The following is a 13,809-nucleotide window of genomic DNA, read 5'->3' on the forward strand; positions in this document are numbered from 1 at the left end:
AGCCGGACACTACCACAGCTCAATAAATAAACAACCCGGGCAGGATTTGCCCTGCCCATGGACACCACCGAACCCTTGTGGCGAGGGAGCTTGCTCCCGCTGGGTTGCGAAGCGACCCCAAAAAACTGCGACTGCTGCGCAGCCGAGCGGGAGCAAGCTCCCTCGCCACAAAAAGCCTGGCCATCAGGTGTTGGCTACTTCAAGAGTCTGCGCTTGAGCGCCTCGGCACAAATGACCCGCCGGCGCTCGTCGTCGGCCGAGCGCCATTCGCGGATATCTTCCACATGGCGCAAACATCCGAGGCAGACCTTGCGTTCATCCAACTTGCACACGCCGGTACACGGCGACGGCACGGCGGGGCTGACGTTGCTGTAGAGCGGCTTGGGTGGCCGTGGCAGGGCGGTCTGGCTCACGCCGTCACAGGCCTTCGAAATCGAGTTCAACGCCAGCCTGCTGCTTGACGATGCGCTCGAGCATCTCGCCCAGCTGCTCTTCGCTCTTGTCGCACATCCAGCGTTCGCTTTCCTCGTCATAGTCGAAATGAAAGCCGCCGGAGACCGCTGCCAGCCACAACTGCCGCAACGGCTCCTGGCGACTGAAGATCAGCTGGCTGCCGTTTTCGAACTTGACGGTGAGGACACCGGCGGAGATTTCCAGGTCAATGTCCAGGCCACTGTCATCGAACACATCCTCCAGCGTTTGCTGGGTCGCATCGACCAGATCGTGAAAACGGGCTTCAGTCAAACTCATTGCGGCAACCTCGAAAATGTCTGCTCATGCTCAAGCGCCGCAAGATACGGACGCTTCCCGGCGATTGCAAAGGATATACCGACTGACGACCCCAGTGCCGCCGGACGGGCGCCCCGTTGCATAGGCAAGCTGACGGGTGGCCGGTATACTCCGGCGCAATTAACGCATTTTCAAGGATTTCGCCATGAAGCGCCTGATCTCTTCCCTTGCTGCGCTCGTCGCGGTTGCCTGCCTCGTGACAGCTTGTGGTCAAAAGGGTCCGCTGTACCTGCCTGATGACAGCAAGTCTCCCGAAGAACAAGCAGAACAGGCCAAGTCGTCGCAATCCAAGTCACACTCGCACGACACCCACACCACTTACTAAGGGAACGCCATGGACGCTTTTAACTACCGTGGCGGGGAGCTGTTCGCGGAAGGGGTTGCCCTGTCCGCGATCGCCGAACGTTTCGGCACGCCGACCTACGTCTATTCCCGTGCCCACATCGAAGCGCAATATCGGACATTCGCCGATGCCCTCGACGGCATGCCGCACCTGGTGTGCTTCGCTGTAAAAGCCAACTCGAACCTGGGCGTGCTCAACGTCCTGGCACGCCTGGGCGCCGGCTTCGACATCGTCTCCGGTGGCGAGCTGGAGCGTGTGCTGGCCGCGGGCGGCAGCGCCGACAAGATCGTCTTCTCCGGCGTCGGCAAGACCCGCGAAGACATGCGTCGCGCCCTGGAAGTCGGCGTGCACTGCTTCAACATTGAATCCACCGATGAGCTCGAGCGCCTGCAAGTCGTCGCCGCCGAGCTGGGCGTCCGCGCGCCGGTTTCCCTGCGCGTGAACCCGGACGTCGACGCCGGCACCCACCCGTACATTTCTACCGGCCTGAAGGAAAACAAGTTCGGCATCGCCATTGCCGACGCCGAGGATGTGTACGTACGCGCCGCCCAACTGCCGAACCTGGAAGTGCTGGGCGTCGATTGCCACATCGGCTCGCAGCTGACCACCCTCGAACCGTTCATCGATGCCCTCGACCGCCTGCTGGCGCTGGTCGACCGCCTCGGCGACTGCGGCATCTACCTGCGTCACATCGACCTGGGTGGCGGCGTCGGCGTGCGCTATCGCGATGAAGAGCCGCCGCTGGTGGCCGACTACATCAAGGCCGTGCGTGAACGCCTCGACGGTCGCGACCTGGCGCTGATGTTCGAGCCCGGCCGCTACATCGTGGCCAATGCCGGCGTGCTGCTGACCCAGGTCGAATACCTCAAGCACACCGAGCACAAGGATTTCGCCATCGTCGATGCGGCCATGAACGACCTGATCCGCCCGGCGCTGTACCAGGCGTGGATGGACGTCACCGCCGTGCGCCCTCGCGACACCGCGGCCCGCCCCTACGACATCGTCGGGCCGATCTGCGAAACCGGTGATTTCCTGGCAAAAGGCCGGGAGCTGGCGCTGGAAGAAGGCGACTTGCTGGCCGTGCATTCGGCCGGTGCCTACGGGTTTGTCATGAGTTCCAACTACAACACCCGCGGCCGCTGCGCCGAGGTGCTGGTGGACGGTGATCAGGCATTCGAAGTGCGTCGCCGCGAGACGGTAGCCGAGTTGTTTGCCGGCGAAAGCCTGCTGCCGGAGTAAAACCATGCTGCTGCGTTTTACCAAGATGCACGGCCTGGGCAATGACTTCATGGTCCTCGACCTGGTCAGCCAGCACGCGCACATCCAGCCCAAGCATGCCAAGCAATGGGGCGACCGCCACACCGGCATCGGGTTCGACCAGTTGCTGATCGTCGAGGCGCCGAACAACCCGGACGTGGACTTTCGCTATCGGATCTTCAACGCCGACGGTTCGGAAGTGGAGCAATGCGGCAACGGCGCGCGCTGCTTCGCCCGTTTCGTGCTGGACAAGCGCCTGACCGCCAAGCGGCAGATCCGCGTCGAGACCAAGAGCGGCATCATCGAACTCGATGTGCGCAGCGACGGCCAGATCGGCGTCAACATGGGCGCTCCGCGCCTGGTGCCGGCGGACATCCCGTTCCAGGCGCCGGCCCAGGCCTTGAGCTATAAGGTGGACGTCGACGGCACCCCGGTGGAACTGGCGGCGGTCTCCATGGGCAACCCCCATGCCGTGCTGCGCGTGGCCGATATCAACAGTGCCCCGGTGCATGAACTGGGGCCGAAAATCGAACACCATTCGCGCTTTCCGGCGCGGGTGAATGTCGGTTTCCTGCAAGTCATCGACCGCCACCGCGCACAATTGCGCGTCTGGGAACGCGGCGCCGGGGAAACCCAGGCCTGCGGGACCGGCGCCTGTGCCGCTGCCGTCGCTGCGATCAGCCAGGGGTGGATGGATTCGCCATTGTTGATCGACCTGCCCGGCGGGCGCCTGTCCATCGAATGGGCAGGCCCTGGCCAGCCGGTGATGATGACCGGCCCGGCAGTACGCGTATACGAAGGACAAGTTCGTCTTTGAGTGAGCCAAACCCATGACCGATCAGCCACAGGTTCCAGCCCCACAGCCCGACGAATCCCCCAGTCTTCCAGAAACCGCGGCCGTGGCTGCTTACCTGGAGGCTCATCCGGACTTCTTCGTCGAGCATGAAGAACTGCTTGCGACGATGCGCATCCCCCACCGGCGCGGCGATACCGTGTCGCTGGTGGAACACCAGATGAAAATCCTGCGCGAGCGCAACATCGAAATGCGCCATCGGCTTTCGCACCTGATGGACGTGGCCCGGGACAACGACCGGCTCTTCGACAAGACCCGTCGGCTGATCCTGGCCCTGATGGACGCCAGCACCCTTGAAGACCTGGTCATGAGCGTCGAAGACAGCCTGCGCCAGGATTTCCAGGTGCCCTTCGTCAGCCTGATCCTGTTCGGCGACAACGCCATGCCGGTGGGCCGGTGGGTGACCCACGCGGAAGCGCAGACGGCCATTGGCGGCCTGCTCACGGAAGACAAAAGCGTCAGCGGCAGCCTGCGCGAGCATGAGCTGGATTTCCTGTTTGGCGAAGAACAACGCAAGCAGATCGGCTCCACTGCCGTCGTCGCCATCGCCCACCAGGGCGTGCACGGCGTGCTGGCCATCGCCAGCCGCGATCCGCAGCACTACAAGAGTTCGGTGGGCACGCTGTTTTTGAGCTACATCGCCGAAGTCACCGGCCGGGTGCTGCCAAGGGTCGCCGGCTCGCTGCGCCCGGTACGCTGATCATGGAACGGCAACTGGACGCCTACTGCGAACACCTGCGCAGTGAGCGCCAGGTATCGCCCCACACGTTATCGGCCTATCGCCGCGACCTGGAAAAAGTGCTGGGCTGGTGCCAGAAGCAGAACATCGGCAGTTGGTCGGCCCTGGACATCCAGCGCTTGCGCAGCCTGATCGCCCGCCTGCATCAACAAGGCCAATCCTCCCGCAGCCTGGCGCGCCTGTTATCGGCGGTGCGTGGCCTGTATCACTACCTCAATCGCGAAGGCCTGTGCGATCACGATCCGGCCACCGGCCTGGCGCCGCCCAAGGGCGAACGCCGGCTGCCGAAGACCCTCGACACCGACCGCGCCCTGCAATTGCTTGAAGGCGCCGTCGAGGATGATTTCCTGGCCCGGCGCGACCAGGCGATTCTCGAGCTGTTCTATTCTTCCGGCCTGCGGCTTTCGGAGCTGACGGGGCTCAACCTGGATCAACTGGACCTGGCCGACGGCATGGTCCAGGTACTCGGCAAGGGCAGCAAGACGCGCCTGCTGCCCGTCGGCCGCAAGGCCCGGGAAGCCCTGGAGCAGTGGCTGCCCCTGCGAGCACTGGCCAACCCTGCCGACGATGCGGTATTCGTCAGCCAACGCGGTCGGCGCCTCGGCCCGCGGGCGATCCAGTTGCGGGTCAAGGCCGCGGGCGAACGTGAGCTGGGGCAGAACCTGCACCCGCACATGCTCAGGCATTCCTTCGCCAGCCACCTGCTGGAATCCTCCCAGGACCTGCGCGCCGTGCAAGAGCTGCTGGGTCACTCGGACATCAAGACCACACAGATCTACACCCATTTGGATTTCCAGCACCTGGCAACGGTCTATGACAGTGCCCACCCCAGGGCCAAACGCATCAAGGGCGACGAATCATGACCATCGAGCTCATCACTTTCGACCTGGACGACACCTTGTGGGACACCGCCCCGGTGATCGCCAGCGCCGAAGCCGTACTCCGCCAATGGCTGACCGACAACGCGCCCGACCTGGGCGATTTCCCGGTGGAGCGCCTGTGGGCGATCCGCACGCAAGTGCTCAGCGAAGAGCCGAACCTCAAGCACCGCATCAGTGCACTGCGCCGGCGCGTGCTGTTCCGGGCGCTGCAAGACGCCGGTTATGATCAGTGGCAAGCCTCGGAGTTGGCAGACCAGGGATTCGAGGCATTCCTCCATGCCCGGCATCAACTGGAGGTCTTCCCCGACGTCGAGCCAACCCTGGAAATCCTCGCCAACCAGTTCGCCCTTGGCGTCGTCACCAACGGCAACGCCGATGTGCGTCGCCTCGGGCTGGCCGACTACTTCAAGTTTGCCCTGTGCGCCGAAGACATCGGCATCGCCAAGCCAGACGCCCGGCTGTTCCACGAAGCCTTGCAGCGCGGTGGTGCAACGGCGCAGACGGCCGTGCATATCGGCGATCACCCGGGCGACGACATCGCCGGCGCCCAACAGGCCGGCCTGCGCGCGGTGTGGTTCAACCCGACAGGCAAGGCCTGGGATGCCGCGCATGCGCCCGACGCGGAAATCCGCAGCCTGACCGAGCTGCCGGGGTTATTGGCAGGGTGGCATAGCCAGCCCTGACCCCCTGCTTCGCAGCGCCTCAAATCCCTATGTGGGAGCGAGCTTGCTCGCGAAGACGGCCCCCATCCGCCGCCTGAGCCTCAAACCGATCCGTGGCGAGGGAGCTTGCTCCCGCTGGCCTGCGAAGCGGGCCCCGGCGTATTTCCAGGCAGACCACTTCGACCGGTTTAGCGACTGCTGCGCAGCCGAGCGGGAGCAAGCTCCCTCGCCACCGGATTGGGTTGTCTGGGCTGAAGTCATCGCGAGCAAGCTCGCTCCCACCCTGGAACTGCGGTGCACCGAAGCTCTGCGCCCATGAAAAAGCCCGCAGCGACGGCGGGCTTTTTCAGCAAGCAAGAAGCAGACACTCAGATAGGGCGGCTGCCGTACTTGTTGTCTGGCTTCTTGGGCGGATCAGCGACCACGTTGGCCTCCACTTCCTGCACTTTACCGCCCCTGGCCAGGAATTCCTCCATGGCCTTGGCGAGCGCATCACGCTCCTTGTTCTTGGCCTCTACGCTCGGCAATTCGTCGACCGACACAGCCGCCTTGGCCTTGCCTTTGGCGGTAGGAGCCGGAACGTCGGCGCCATCGTCTTCGGCAACGTCTTCCGCCGCCACTTCAAGGCCTTCTTCGGTCTCGTCTTCGTCGCCTACTTCGAGGTCGTCGTTTTCCAGATCATCGTCGCTCATGTTCTACCTCATGACTTGCGAAAAGCAGATTAGTTATAGCCCAGCTTCGCCATCTGTTCGAAGGCTGCCAGAAAAAATTCAACATCCGCCGGCAATCAGCGGTTATGCCTCTTCACCGTACAAGGTGGCGAGGACTTTACGAGCACCGCCGTGATCACGGTGCTCGCCCAGATAAACACCTTGCCAGGTTCCCAACGCCAGCCTTCCTGCCGTAACCGGCAGGCTGAGCTGGCAACCGAGCACGCTGGCCTTGAAGTGCGCCGGGAGGTCGTCCAGGCCTTCGTCGTTGTGCTCATAACCGGCGGCTCCTTGTGGGATCAGCCGATTGAAAAATCGTTCGAAGTCTCGACGTACCGCCGGATCGGCGTTCTCGTTGATGGTCAACGAGGCCGAGGTATGCTGCAGCCACAGATGCAACAGACCAACACGACACGCCTTGAGTTCAGGCAGGCCGGCCAGCAACTCGTCCGTCACCAGATGAAAGCCCCGGGGCCTTGCCCGCAGGGTTATCAGCGTCTGTTGCCACATACAGATCTCCGCACGTTCGGCGCGCATTCTAGCGCGCTCTGGGAAAAAACAAAGGCCCTAATATTCTTGCTTCGATGTAAGCCTTTGGCGGTATAAAAACCCATGTCGCATCCACAACAAAAGGCGTCGGAAAAACCGCCGCATCCTGTGAGCAATGACAAATTCCAGGCAAAAAAATGCCCGGCGAACCGGGCATTTTTTAGGGCGCGTATTTACAGGTTGTAGCCACGCTCGTTGTGCTGGGCCAGGTCCAGGCCCACGGCTTCTTCTTCCTCGGTGACACGCAGACCCATGACGGCATCCAGCACCTTGAGGATGATGAAGGTGACGATCCCGGTGTAGACCACCGTGAAACCCACGCCTTTGAATTGAATCCACACTTGCGCGCCGATGTCGGTCACGGTGCCGAAGCCACCCAGTGCCGGAGCGGCGAACACACCGGTCAGGATCGCGCCGAGGATACCGCCGATGCCGTGTACGCCGAAGGCGTCCAGGGAATCGTCATAACCGAGCTTGCGCTTGAGGGTGGTAGCGCAGAAGAAGCACACCACGCCCGCCGCCAGGCCGATGACCAGGGCGCCCATCGGGCCCACGGTGCCAGCAGCCGGGGTAATTGCAACCAGACCGGCCACCACGCCCGAGGCAATGCCCAGTGCGCTTGGCTTGCCGTGGGTGATCCACTCGGCAAACATCCAGCCCAGCGCCGCCGCAGCGGTCGCGATCTGGGTCACCAGCATCGCCATGCCGGCGGTGCCGTTGGCGGCGACAGCAGAACCGGCGTTGAAGCCGAACCAGCCGACCCACAGCATGGCCGCGCCCATCAGGGTGTAACCCAGGTTGTGCGGCGCCATTGGGGTGGTCGGGAAGCCTTTGCGCTTGCCCAATACCAGGCACGCCACCAGACCTGCGATACCGGCGTTGATGTGCACCACGGTGCCGCCAGCGAAGTCCAGCACGCCCCAGTCCCACATCAGGCCGCCGTTGCCGGACCAGACCATGTGCGCAATCGGTGCATACACCAGGGTGAACCACACGCCCATGAAGATCAGCATGGCGGAGAACTTCATCCGCTCGGCAAATGCGCCGACGATCAGGGCCGGGGTGATGATGGCGAAGGTCATCTGGAAAGTGATGAACACCGCTTCAGGGAACAGCGCCGCCGGACCGGTGATGCTCGCCGGCGTGACGCCCGCCAGGAACGCCTTGCCCAGGCCACCGACGAAGGAGTTGAAATTGACGACGCCCTGCTCCATGCCGGTGGTGTCGAACGCGATGCTGTAGCCATAGATGACCCACAGGACGCTGATCAGACCGGTAATGGCAAAGCACTGCATCATCACGGAAAGAAGGTTTTTCGACCGGACCATGCCACCGTAGAACAGTGCCAGGCCGGGAATGGTCATGAACAGTACAAGAATCGTGGCCGTGAGCATCCAGGCGGTGTCGCCGGAGTTCAGGACAGGGGCTGCCGCTTCTTCTGCCATGGCCAGGCCAGGCATTGCGAAGGACAACAGGGCTCCTAGCCCTGCGAATTTACGCAGAGTCATATTGTTTTCTCCTGGGGCGTTGGGTTTGGCGGCTTAGATGGCGTCGGTATCGGTTTCGCCGGTACGGATGCGGATAGCCTGTTCCAGATTGACCACAAAGATCTTCCCGTCACCGATCTTGCCGGTGTTGGCGGCCTTGGTGATTGCCTCGATCACCCGGTCAAGATCCTTGTCGTCAATGGCGACATCGATCTTCACCTTGGGCAGGAAATCGACCACGTATTCCGCGCCGCGATACAGCTCGGTGTGGCCCTTCTGCCGACCGAAGCCCTTGACCTCAGTAACGGTAATGCCCTGCACGCCGATCTCGGACAACGACTCGCGCACGTCGTCCAACTTGAACGGCTTGATGATGGCAGTGACTAGCTTCATGAAACTTTCTCCCGAATTGGTGGACTTGCCCCAGGAAAACAAACCCGACTCAAGTCTAAGCGCAGTGCCTGGCTTTGTAACGCGTCGTCGGCCCAAGTTGCCCGACAGGTGCCAGTTAACCGATCCTGACGAAACTCCCCGTTCCGCCTGCTGCACTGCATTCGTCACAGCGACTGCATCAGTGCATGGGTCATCAGCCTCTAAGCAGAAACCTTGCCATCTGCACCCAAACCCTCTGATTTCAATCTCTTGGCCACCTGCTCGACGTGCACTGCGTCATGAACCGCAACGTTACGCACAACAACAGTGCAGCAACGCCCGGCGCAATGCGCGAAAAGCGTGCATCCCCGGCTTGCGAATTGACTATAGACACTGCGTGGTACACTGCCCGCCATCGTTTCCAGGACACCTGCACATGCTTGCGCCCAAAGACCTCCTCGACGCCCTGAGCGGCCACGCCTCCCGCCTCTTGAGTGGTGACACGCCGCTGCCCAAAAGCGAAATCGAAAGCCAGTTCAAGGCCCTGCTGCAAAGCGGCTTCAGTAAGCTGGACCTGGTCAGCCGGGAAGAATTCGACAGCCAGATGGTCGTGCTGGCCCGGACCCGGGCACGGCTCGAAAGCCTGGAGGCCAAGGTCGCGGAGCTGGAAGCGAAGATGAATCCATCTGTCGATTAACGTGTACCCCTGTAGGAACTGCCGAAGGCTGCGATATTTTGATCGCTATCCTTTCCAACATCCCGGCAAAATCCTACAAGCCTCAGCGCCTCCGTCCGATTGCGCCGCCATGTCCAGGTTCCTAAGCTCGCTCGATGCTGAACATTCAGCACCGGGTTTGGCGACCCGAGCAGCTTAAGGCGCACACTATCCGACGGCGGACTTCCTTTCCGCCACATCGAGTCATGGCGGTTGTGCGTGGGAGACCCTCGGGTCTGCCGGGTTCCTTTTGCTCCGGTTCGCCAACCCGCGCACAACTGCCACCCAATCGTTTGGCGACGATTGATGGCAGCCCTTAAGCAAAAGGAGCTGTTCAATGAATCACGATGACGCTTATCTGATCCCCCACGTCTTCATCCGTCACAAGCTGCACCTCCATGCCCTGCTACTGCAAAACCAACCCTGGTTCAGCGCTCGCGATCTGGGCCGGTTCCTTCGGCTTTTTCTTGATGACCGAGCGCTACGCAAACTCGATCCTGACCAATACCAAAATTTACAAATGCTTATTCACGGCACTATCGAGAACGTACTGCTGATCAGCGAATCCGGTATCTATGCGTTACTGATCTATCACTATTGCCCCGAATATCGTGGCCTGCGGGAATGGCTCACTCACGACGTAGTCCCAACCCTTAGAGACGCGCAACAGTTAGCCCCAGCCGAACGCCCAATTCTGAGCGTGCTGAACTGGCCAGATATGTCTTTGAATTTACTGCACTGGAATAACCAGCCTTGGATTCGGTTGCAGGATGTTCCGCAATTGCTGCCGTATGAGGAGCAACCACGAAATGCGGTTAATCCGCCATGGTGGAAGCGTGCTTCGCGCGCGCTGCAGTTTTTTTAGTTTGGTCAATGATGATCATGAAACCCTTCGATTTGGTGGAGTTCCATTGGGTTACCGAGGTCCTTCACCGATCCAGGCTCGCTCCTACAAGGAGAAGCTCCCGCAGCTGATTACCTCGGCGATCCTGCATCTCTTACGATTCAGCGACGCCAAGAGTCCAGAGGAAACCAAATGAGCCTCCAGAAATACAAACCAAATCGGGATAAAGAGCTATACCACGATAAATGCCTCAGCCTAGCGTCGCCCAGGCTCCGCGCGTATTACATCGCTGGTTGCCAAACTGCTTGCATCTGATATCAATGTGCAACGATCAAACCTCAACGCGCGCATACCTCACAGGGACCGTTATGGCAGCACCAGACTTCCGCCTCATAGCCTCAGCGAACAGTGACCAAAGCGGTCATTTCGACGACATCGGCGCAATAGGAAAGACAATCACTCCAGAGATAGTCATCGCCCTATGTGGACCGATGGGAACACCCTTGCACGATGTTGCACAGACTTTCCAAGACTTACTGCTCGGCAATGATTACAGCTACGAAAAAGTTAACATCATCCGACTGAGTGACGAGATTCGTAAGCAGAAAGCACTGACCGGCGAAAAATCAATTCTTAAGCTGATTGAGGCGGGAAATGAGCTTCGTGCTGAGTATGGCAACGAAATCCTGGCTCGCTTTGCAATTAGACGGATCACCTTGGAGCGCGAGGAAGCCCAGCAAGCATCGGAAAAAAATCTCGAGCCCGATTTATTTGAAGATGCAGAATCATCGGTCGTCCCTAAGGTGACCGTTCGCTACTGTCACATCATCGACTCAATCAAACATATCGATGAGTTGAAGCTGTTGCGGTCTATCTACGGAGATATGCTCCATGTAGTGGGGGTGTACTCACCCATTGAGATGCGCATTGCCAGGCTTGAACGCTCCAAAGGTCCCGGCGATCACATCCACGATCTGATCGACAGGGACTCTGGCGAGGAAATAGATCACGGTCAGCGAGTCGAAGACACGTTTCCCCAAGCTGACTTTTTCCTGCGCGTGGAAAAGACCACAGACACACATCGTAAAGGGCGGGTAAAACGCTTTCTCGACCTCATGTTGGGGACGGTGATTGCGACCCCAACCCTGAATGAACGGGCCATGTACACGGCATTCTCAGCTGCACGGAATTCAGCGTGCCTTTCGCGACAGGTCGGCGCCGCTATCACCAGTGCTGATGGGGAGATCCTAGCCACCGGATGGAACGACGTACCCAAAGCTTTCGGTGGGCTCTATCAGACAGAAACATACGGTAGCTCACCCGATGAAGACCGGCGCTGCTGGAACCTTGAGGGCGGCTTTTGCTCCAACGACCAAGAAAAAAGAGTCATTTCCAATGCGATAGTCGATCTCTTGACCAGTGAAGGCCTCATCGAAGAGGCCAAACGAGATCAGGTCTACCAAGTCATCCGCAAGAAGTCGCAGTTGAAGAGCTTGATTGAGTTTTCGCGTGCTGTGCACGCTGAAATGCATGCATTGTTAAGTGCTGGCGGTACTGATGGAGGGAAGATCCGGGGCGGGAAGCTATTCGTCACCACCTATCCCTGCCACTCTTGTGCTCGGCACATTGTTGCTGCAGGAGTCCGGGAGGTTTACTTCTTGGAACCCTACAGAAAGAGCCTTGCTACCAAGCTTCATGAGGATGCTATAACTGAAAATGAAAACGAGACAGATAAGGTCAGAGTGATGCCCTTTGACGGTGTGGCTCCCTCACGATTCCTGCGCTTTTTCTCCGCTCACCCCAAAGGCCGGAAAAACGCCGAAGGAAATATGCATACCAGGGAAGCCCATCCCGTCGCCTTCGTTACAATAGAAGCCATTCCGACCCTTGAATCTCTCATCGTACAGGGACTATCCTCCCGCGGCATTTAAGGTCATCTGGTGAGCTGCTAGCAGCAGTGGAGAATTTTATGAAGAACGTTGACGAGTCTGGTAAACCAGAAGTCGGAATACAGTTGGCGTTCACCTTTGATTCCTTCGATTCCAAGGACCAGTCGTACCTGCCGGTACCGGCGTTCATTGAATCTGCGAAAGTGTTCCGCCTCACTGAGAACAAGGTGATAGCGTTTCCCAAGCAGCGGATTTCCTCCGCTGAAGCAGGTTTAATCGCAAGGATCTTGCACAGAACCAAACATTTCGTCTGAGACTCTTATTGCTTTTACCTGTGACTCAAGCGCGGCGCTCGACCCGCTCCCCGGTTATCCTCCGCGCCTGTAACACTTTCGTGTCCTAGGCCTTGATCTGACAGCTTAACCATCCGCCGCCCGCTGAGACGGGGCCAGTGCCAGCGGCAGCTCCAGGATAAACAGCGCGCCGCAGCCCGGCCCGGCGCTCTGCACGGTCAGATCGCCGCCCATTTCGTGCGCAGCCAGGATGCAGCTGTGCAGGCCAAAACCATGGCCGTCGACACGCGTGGTGAAACCGTGCTCGAACACCCGCGCCAGATTGTCCTGCGCGATTCCCTCACCGTTGTCCTCGATCTCGACCCGCACGCGCCCCTCGTCAACGATCTTCAGGCGCAGGACGATCTGCGGCGGCCGGTTCGTACCCGCGTCCAGCGCCTGCTTGGCGTTGTTGATCAGATTGACCAGGATCTGCAGCACTCGGTGCTTATCCAACGGCATTTGCGGGGTATCGCTGAATTCCTTGATCAGCGTGATGTGGTGGCGGGCCAGGGACACATCGCAAATGCGCACCACATCCTCGACCAACTCTCGCAGCGAGCCCGGCTCCAAGACACTGGCATTACCGGCGTAGGACTGCTGGGTGGCGACGATTTCCTTGATGTGGTCGATTCGACGGGTCAATTGCGCCAGCTCGGCGATCATGCCTTGCTGCTCGACGGCCAGCGCGTCGGCCAGCTTGTCGAGATAGTCGGGTAGCGCGCGCCCTTTCGGATCAGTGCTGATGAAGTCGCCGAGATCATCGGGATGGTCCTTCATCAACTGGGCGACCTTGGCCACCGCAGGCCCCTTGGAGGTGTGCACCTTATCGTAGAGGACCTGGGCTGACACATTCACGCTGTTGAGCACATTGCCCACGTTGTGCAGCACATTGGTGGCGATCTCCGCCATGCCGGCCCGGCGCGCAGTGGTCACCAGTTCGGCCTGCGCCTCGCGCAATTCGTCGTTGACCTTGGCCAGTTGCTGCGGGCTGGGGATCTTCAGGGCCGCCGGCACCAACCGCACCAGCAGGATGGCGGTAATCACCGAGGCGATCGCAGTGATCACCTTGACCAGCGCCGACAGCCAGTAATAGGGCTGCCAGATGGTCAGGATCTCCATCACATGACTGGTCCCGCAGGCCAGGATAAACACGCCGAAAGCCGCCAGCATCCAATCGAACGGCACATCCTTGCGCTTGTGGATGAAGTACAGGAGGGTGAAGGGAATGGTGACGTAGGACAGGGTGATCAAGCCGTCGGCGATCACATTGGTCCACAGCAAATCCGGACGCCACATGTAGCAATGCCCGTGAGGCATGAAGCGCTTGTCGGTTAACAGAGCCAGCAGATCGTTCATGGCCACTTCCTCGCTGTGCCGTTGATAC

General features: G+C 60.1%; 17 protein-coding genes. 10 read left to right on the forward strand and 7 right to left on the reverse strand.

Features of this window, described 5'->3' with window-relative positions:
- Positions 1–194 precede the first annotated feature (194 nt).
- Positions 195–413: a DUF1289 domain-containing protein gene (locus HU715_RS24490; RefSeq protein WP_186706859.1), complete on the reverse strand. Its 219-nt coding sequence runs from the start codon at positions 411–413 to the stop codon at positions 195–197.
- Positions 414–417: 4 nt separating this feature from the next.
- Positions 418–750 (reverse strand): iron donor protein CyaY, encoded by a 333-nt coding sequence (gene cyaY, locus HU715_RS24495; RefSeq protein WP_072343055.1) that lies wholly within the window; start codon positions 748–750, stop codon positions 418–420.
- Positions 751–934: 184 nt separating this feature from the next.
- Between cyaY and lptM the strand changes: the two genes are divergently transcribed.
- From lptM to HU715_RS24525, 6 genes are read left to right on the forward strand one after another with little or no spacing between them, the layout of a single operon-like run.
- A complete protein-coding gene (lptM, locus tag HU715_RS24500) occupies positions 935–1,114 on the forward strand; it encodes an LPS translocon maturation chaperone LptM (RefSeq protein WP_018605419.1) in 180 nt (59 codons plus the stop codon).
- Between the two features lie 9 nt (positions 1,115–1,123).
- On the forward strand, positions 1,124–2,371 hold the full coding sequence (lysA, locus tag HU715_RS24505; RefSeq protein WP_186706860.1) for a diaminopimelate decarboxylase: 1,248 nt from the start codon (positions 1,124–1,126) through the stop codon (positions 2,369–2,371).
- A 4-nt stretch (positions 2,372–2,375) separates the two neighbouring features.
- A complete protein-coding gene (dapF, locus tag HU715_RS24510) occupies positions 2,376–3,206 on the forward strand; it encodes a diaminopimelate epimerase (RefSeq protein ID WP_186706861.1) in 831 nt (276 codons plus the stop codon).
- A gap of 13 nt (positions 3,207–3,219) precedes the next feature.
- The gene (locus HU715_RS24515) at positions 3,220–3,942 is read left to right on the forward strand and encodes a DUF484 family protein (RefSeq protein WP_053126501.1); all 723 of its coding nucleotides are present in this window, start codon (positions 3,220–3,222) and stop codon (positions 3,940–3,942) included.
- 2 nt (positions 3,943–3,944) lie between these two features.
- A complete protein-coding gene (gene xerC / locus HU715_RS24520; RefSeq protein ID WP_186706862.1) occupies positions 3,945–4,844 on the forward strand; it encodes a tyrosine recombinase XerC in 900 nt (299 codons plus the stop codon).
- A complete protein-coding gene (locus HU715_RS24525) occupies positions 4,841–5,545 on the forward strand; it encodes an HAD family hydrolase (RefSeq protein WP_186706863.1) in 705 nt (234 codons plus the stop codon). Before xerC ends, HU715_RS24525 begins: the two co-directional genes overlap by 4 nt.
- Before the next feature lie 347 nt (positions 5,546–5,892).
- Here HU715_RS24525 and sutA read toward each other — a convergent pair whose 3' ends face one another.
- The 4 genes from sutA to glnK all read right to left on the reverse strand — a co-directional run bounded on the left by sutA (position 5,893) and on the right by glnK (position 8,663).
- Positions 5,893–6,216 (reverse strand): dormancy-specific transcriptional regulator SutA, encoded by a 324-nt coding sequence (sutA, locus tag HU715_RS24530; RefSeq protein WP_072406034.1) that lies wholly within the window; start codon positions 6,214–6,216, stop codon positions 5,893–5,895.
- Between the two features lie 102 nt (positions 6,217–6,318).
- Positions 6,319–6,744, reverse strand: a complete 426-nt coding sequence (locus tag HU715_RS24535) for a secondary thiamine-phosphate synthase enzyme YjbQ (protein WP_186706864.1) — start codon at positions 6,742–6,744, stop codon at positions 6,319–6,321.
- A gap of 212 nt (positions 6,745–6,956) precedes the next feature.
- The gene (locus tag HU715_RS24540; protein ID WP_186706865.1) at positions 6,957–8,291 is read right to left on the reverse strand and encodes an ammonium transporter; all 1,335 of its coding nucleotides are present in this window, start codon (positions 8,289–8,291) and stop codon (positions 6,957–6,959) included.
- A gap of 33 nt (positions 8,292–8,324) precedes the next feature.
- Positions 8,325–8,663 carry a P-II family nitrogen regulator gene (gene glnK, locus HU715_RS24545; RefSeq protein ID WP_002555808.1) on the reverse strand — a complete coding sequence of 113 codons (339 nt, stop codon included), beginning with the start codon at positions 8,661–8,663 and terminating at the stop codon, positions 8,325–8,327.
- A 415-nt stretch (positions 8,664–9,078) separates the two neighbouring features.
- Here glnK and HU715_RS24550 point away from each other — a divergent pair, with 415 nt between their 5' ends.
- From HU715_RS24550 to HU715_RS24565, 4 genes are all read left to right on the forward strand, one after another.
- Positions 9,079–9,339 carry an accessory factor UbiK family protein gene (locus tag HU715_RS24550; protein WP_186706866.1) on the forward strand — a complete coding sequence of 87 codons (261 nt, stop codon included), beginning with the start codon at positions 9,079–9,081 and terminating at the stop codon, positions 9,337–9,339.
- 355 nt (positions 9,340–9,694) lie between these two features.
- Positions 9,695–10,222 (forward strand): BRO-N domain-containing protein, encoded by a 528-nt coding sequence (locus tag HU715_RS24555; RefSeq protein WP_077507206.1) that lies wholly within the window; start codon positions 9,695–9,697, stop codon positions 10,220–10,222.
- A gap of 347 nt (positions 10,223–10,569) precedes the next feature.
- Positions 10,570–12,132 carry an anti-phage dCTP deaminase gene (locus tag HU715_RS24560; protein ID WP_186706867.1) on the forward strand — a complete coding sequence of 521 codons (1,563 nt, stop codon included), beginning with the start codon at positions 10,570–10,572 and terminating at the stop codon, positions 12,130–12,132.
- Positions 12,133–12,170: 38 nt separating this feature from the next.
- On the forward strand, positions 12,171–12,404 hold the full coding sequence (locus tag HU715_RS24565; RefSeq protein ID WP_186706868.1) for a hypothetical protein: 234 nt from the start codon (positions 12,171–12,173) through the stop codon (positions 12,402–12,404).
- Positions 12,405–12,509: 105 nt separating this feature from the next.
- Here the strand turns inward: HU715_RS24565 and HU715_RS24570 are convergent, their stop codons facing one another.
- Entirely contained in the window at positions 12,510–13,781 is a 1,272-nt protein-coding gene (locus tag HU715_RS24570) for a sensor histidine kinase (RefSeq protein WP_186706869.1), read from the reverse strand.
- Between the last annotated feature and the right edge of the window lie 28 nt (positions 13,782–13,809).

It is taken from the genome of Pseudomonas zanjanensis (assembly GCF_014268745.2).
In the GTDB taxonomy this organism is placed as follows: Bacteria; Pseudomonadota; Gammaproteobacteria; order Pseudomonadales; family Pseudomonadaceae; genus Aquipseudomonas; species Aquipseudomonas zanjanensis.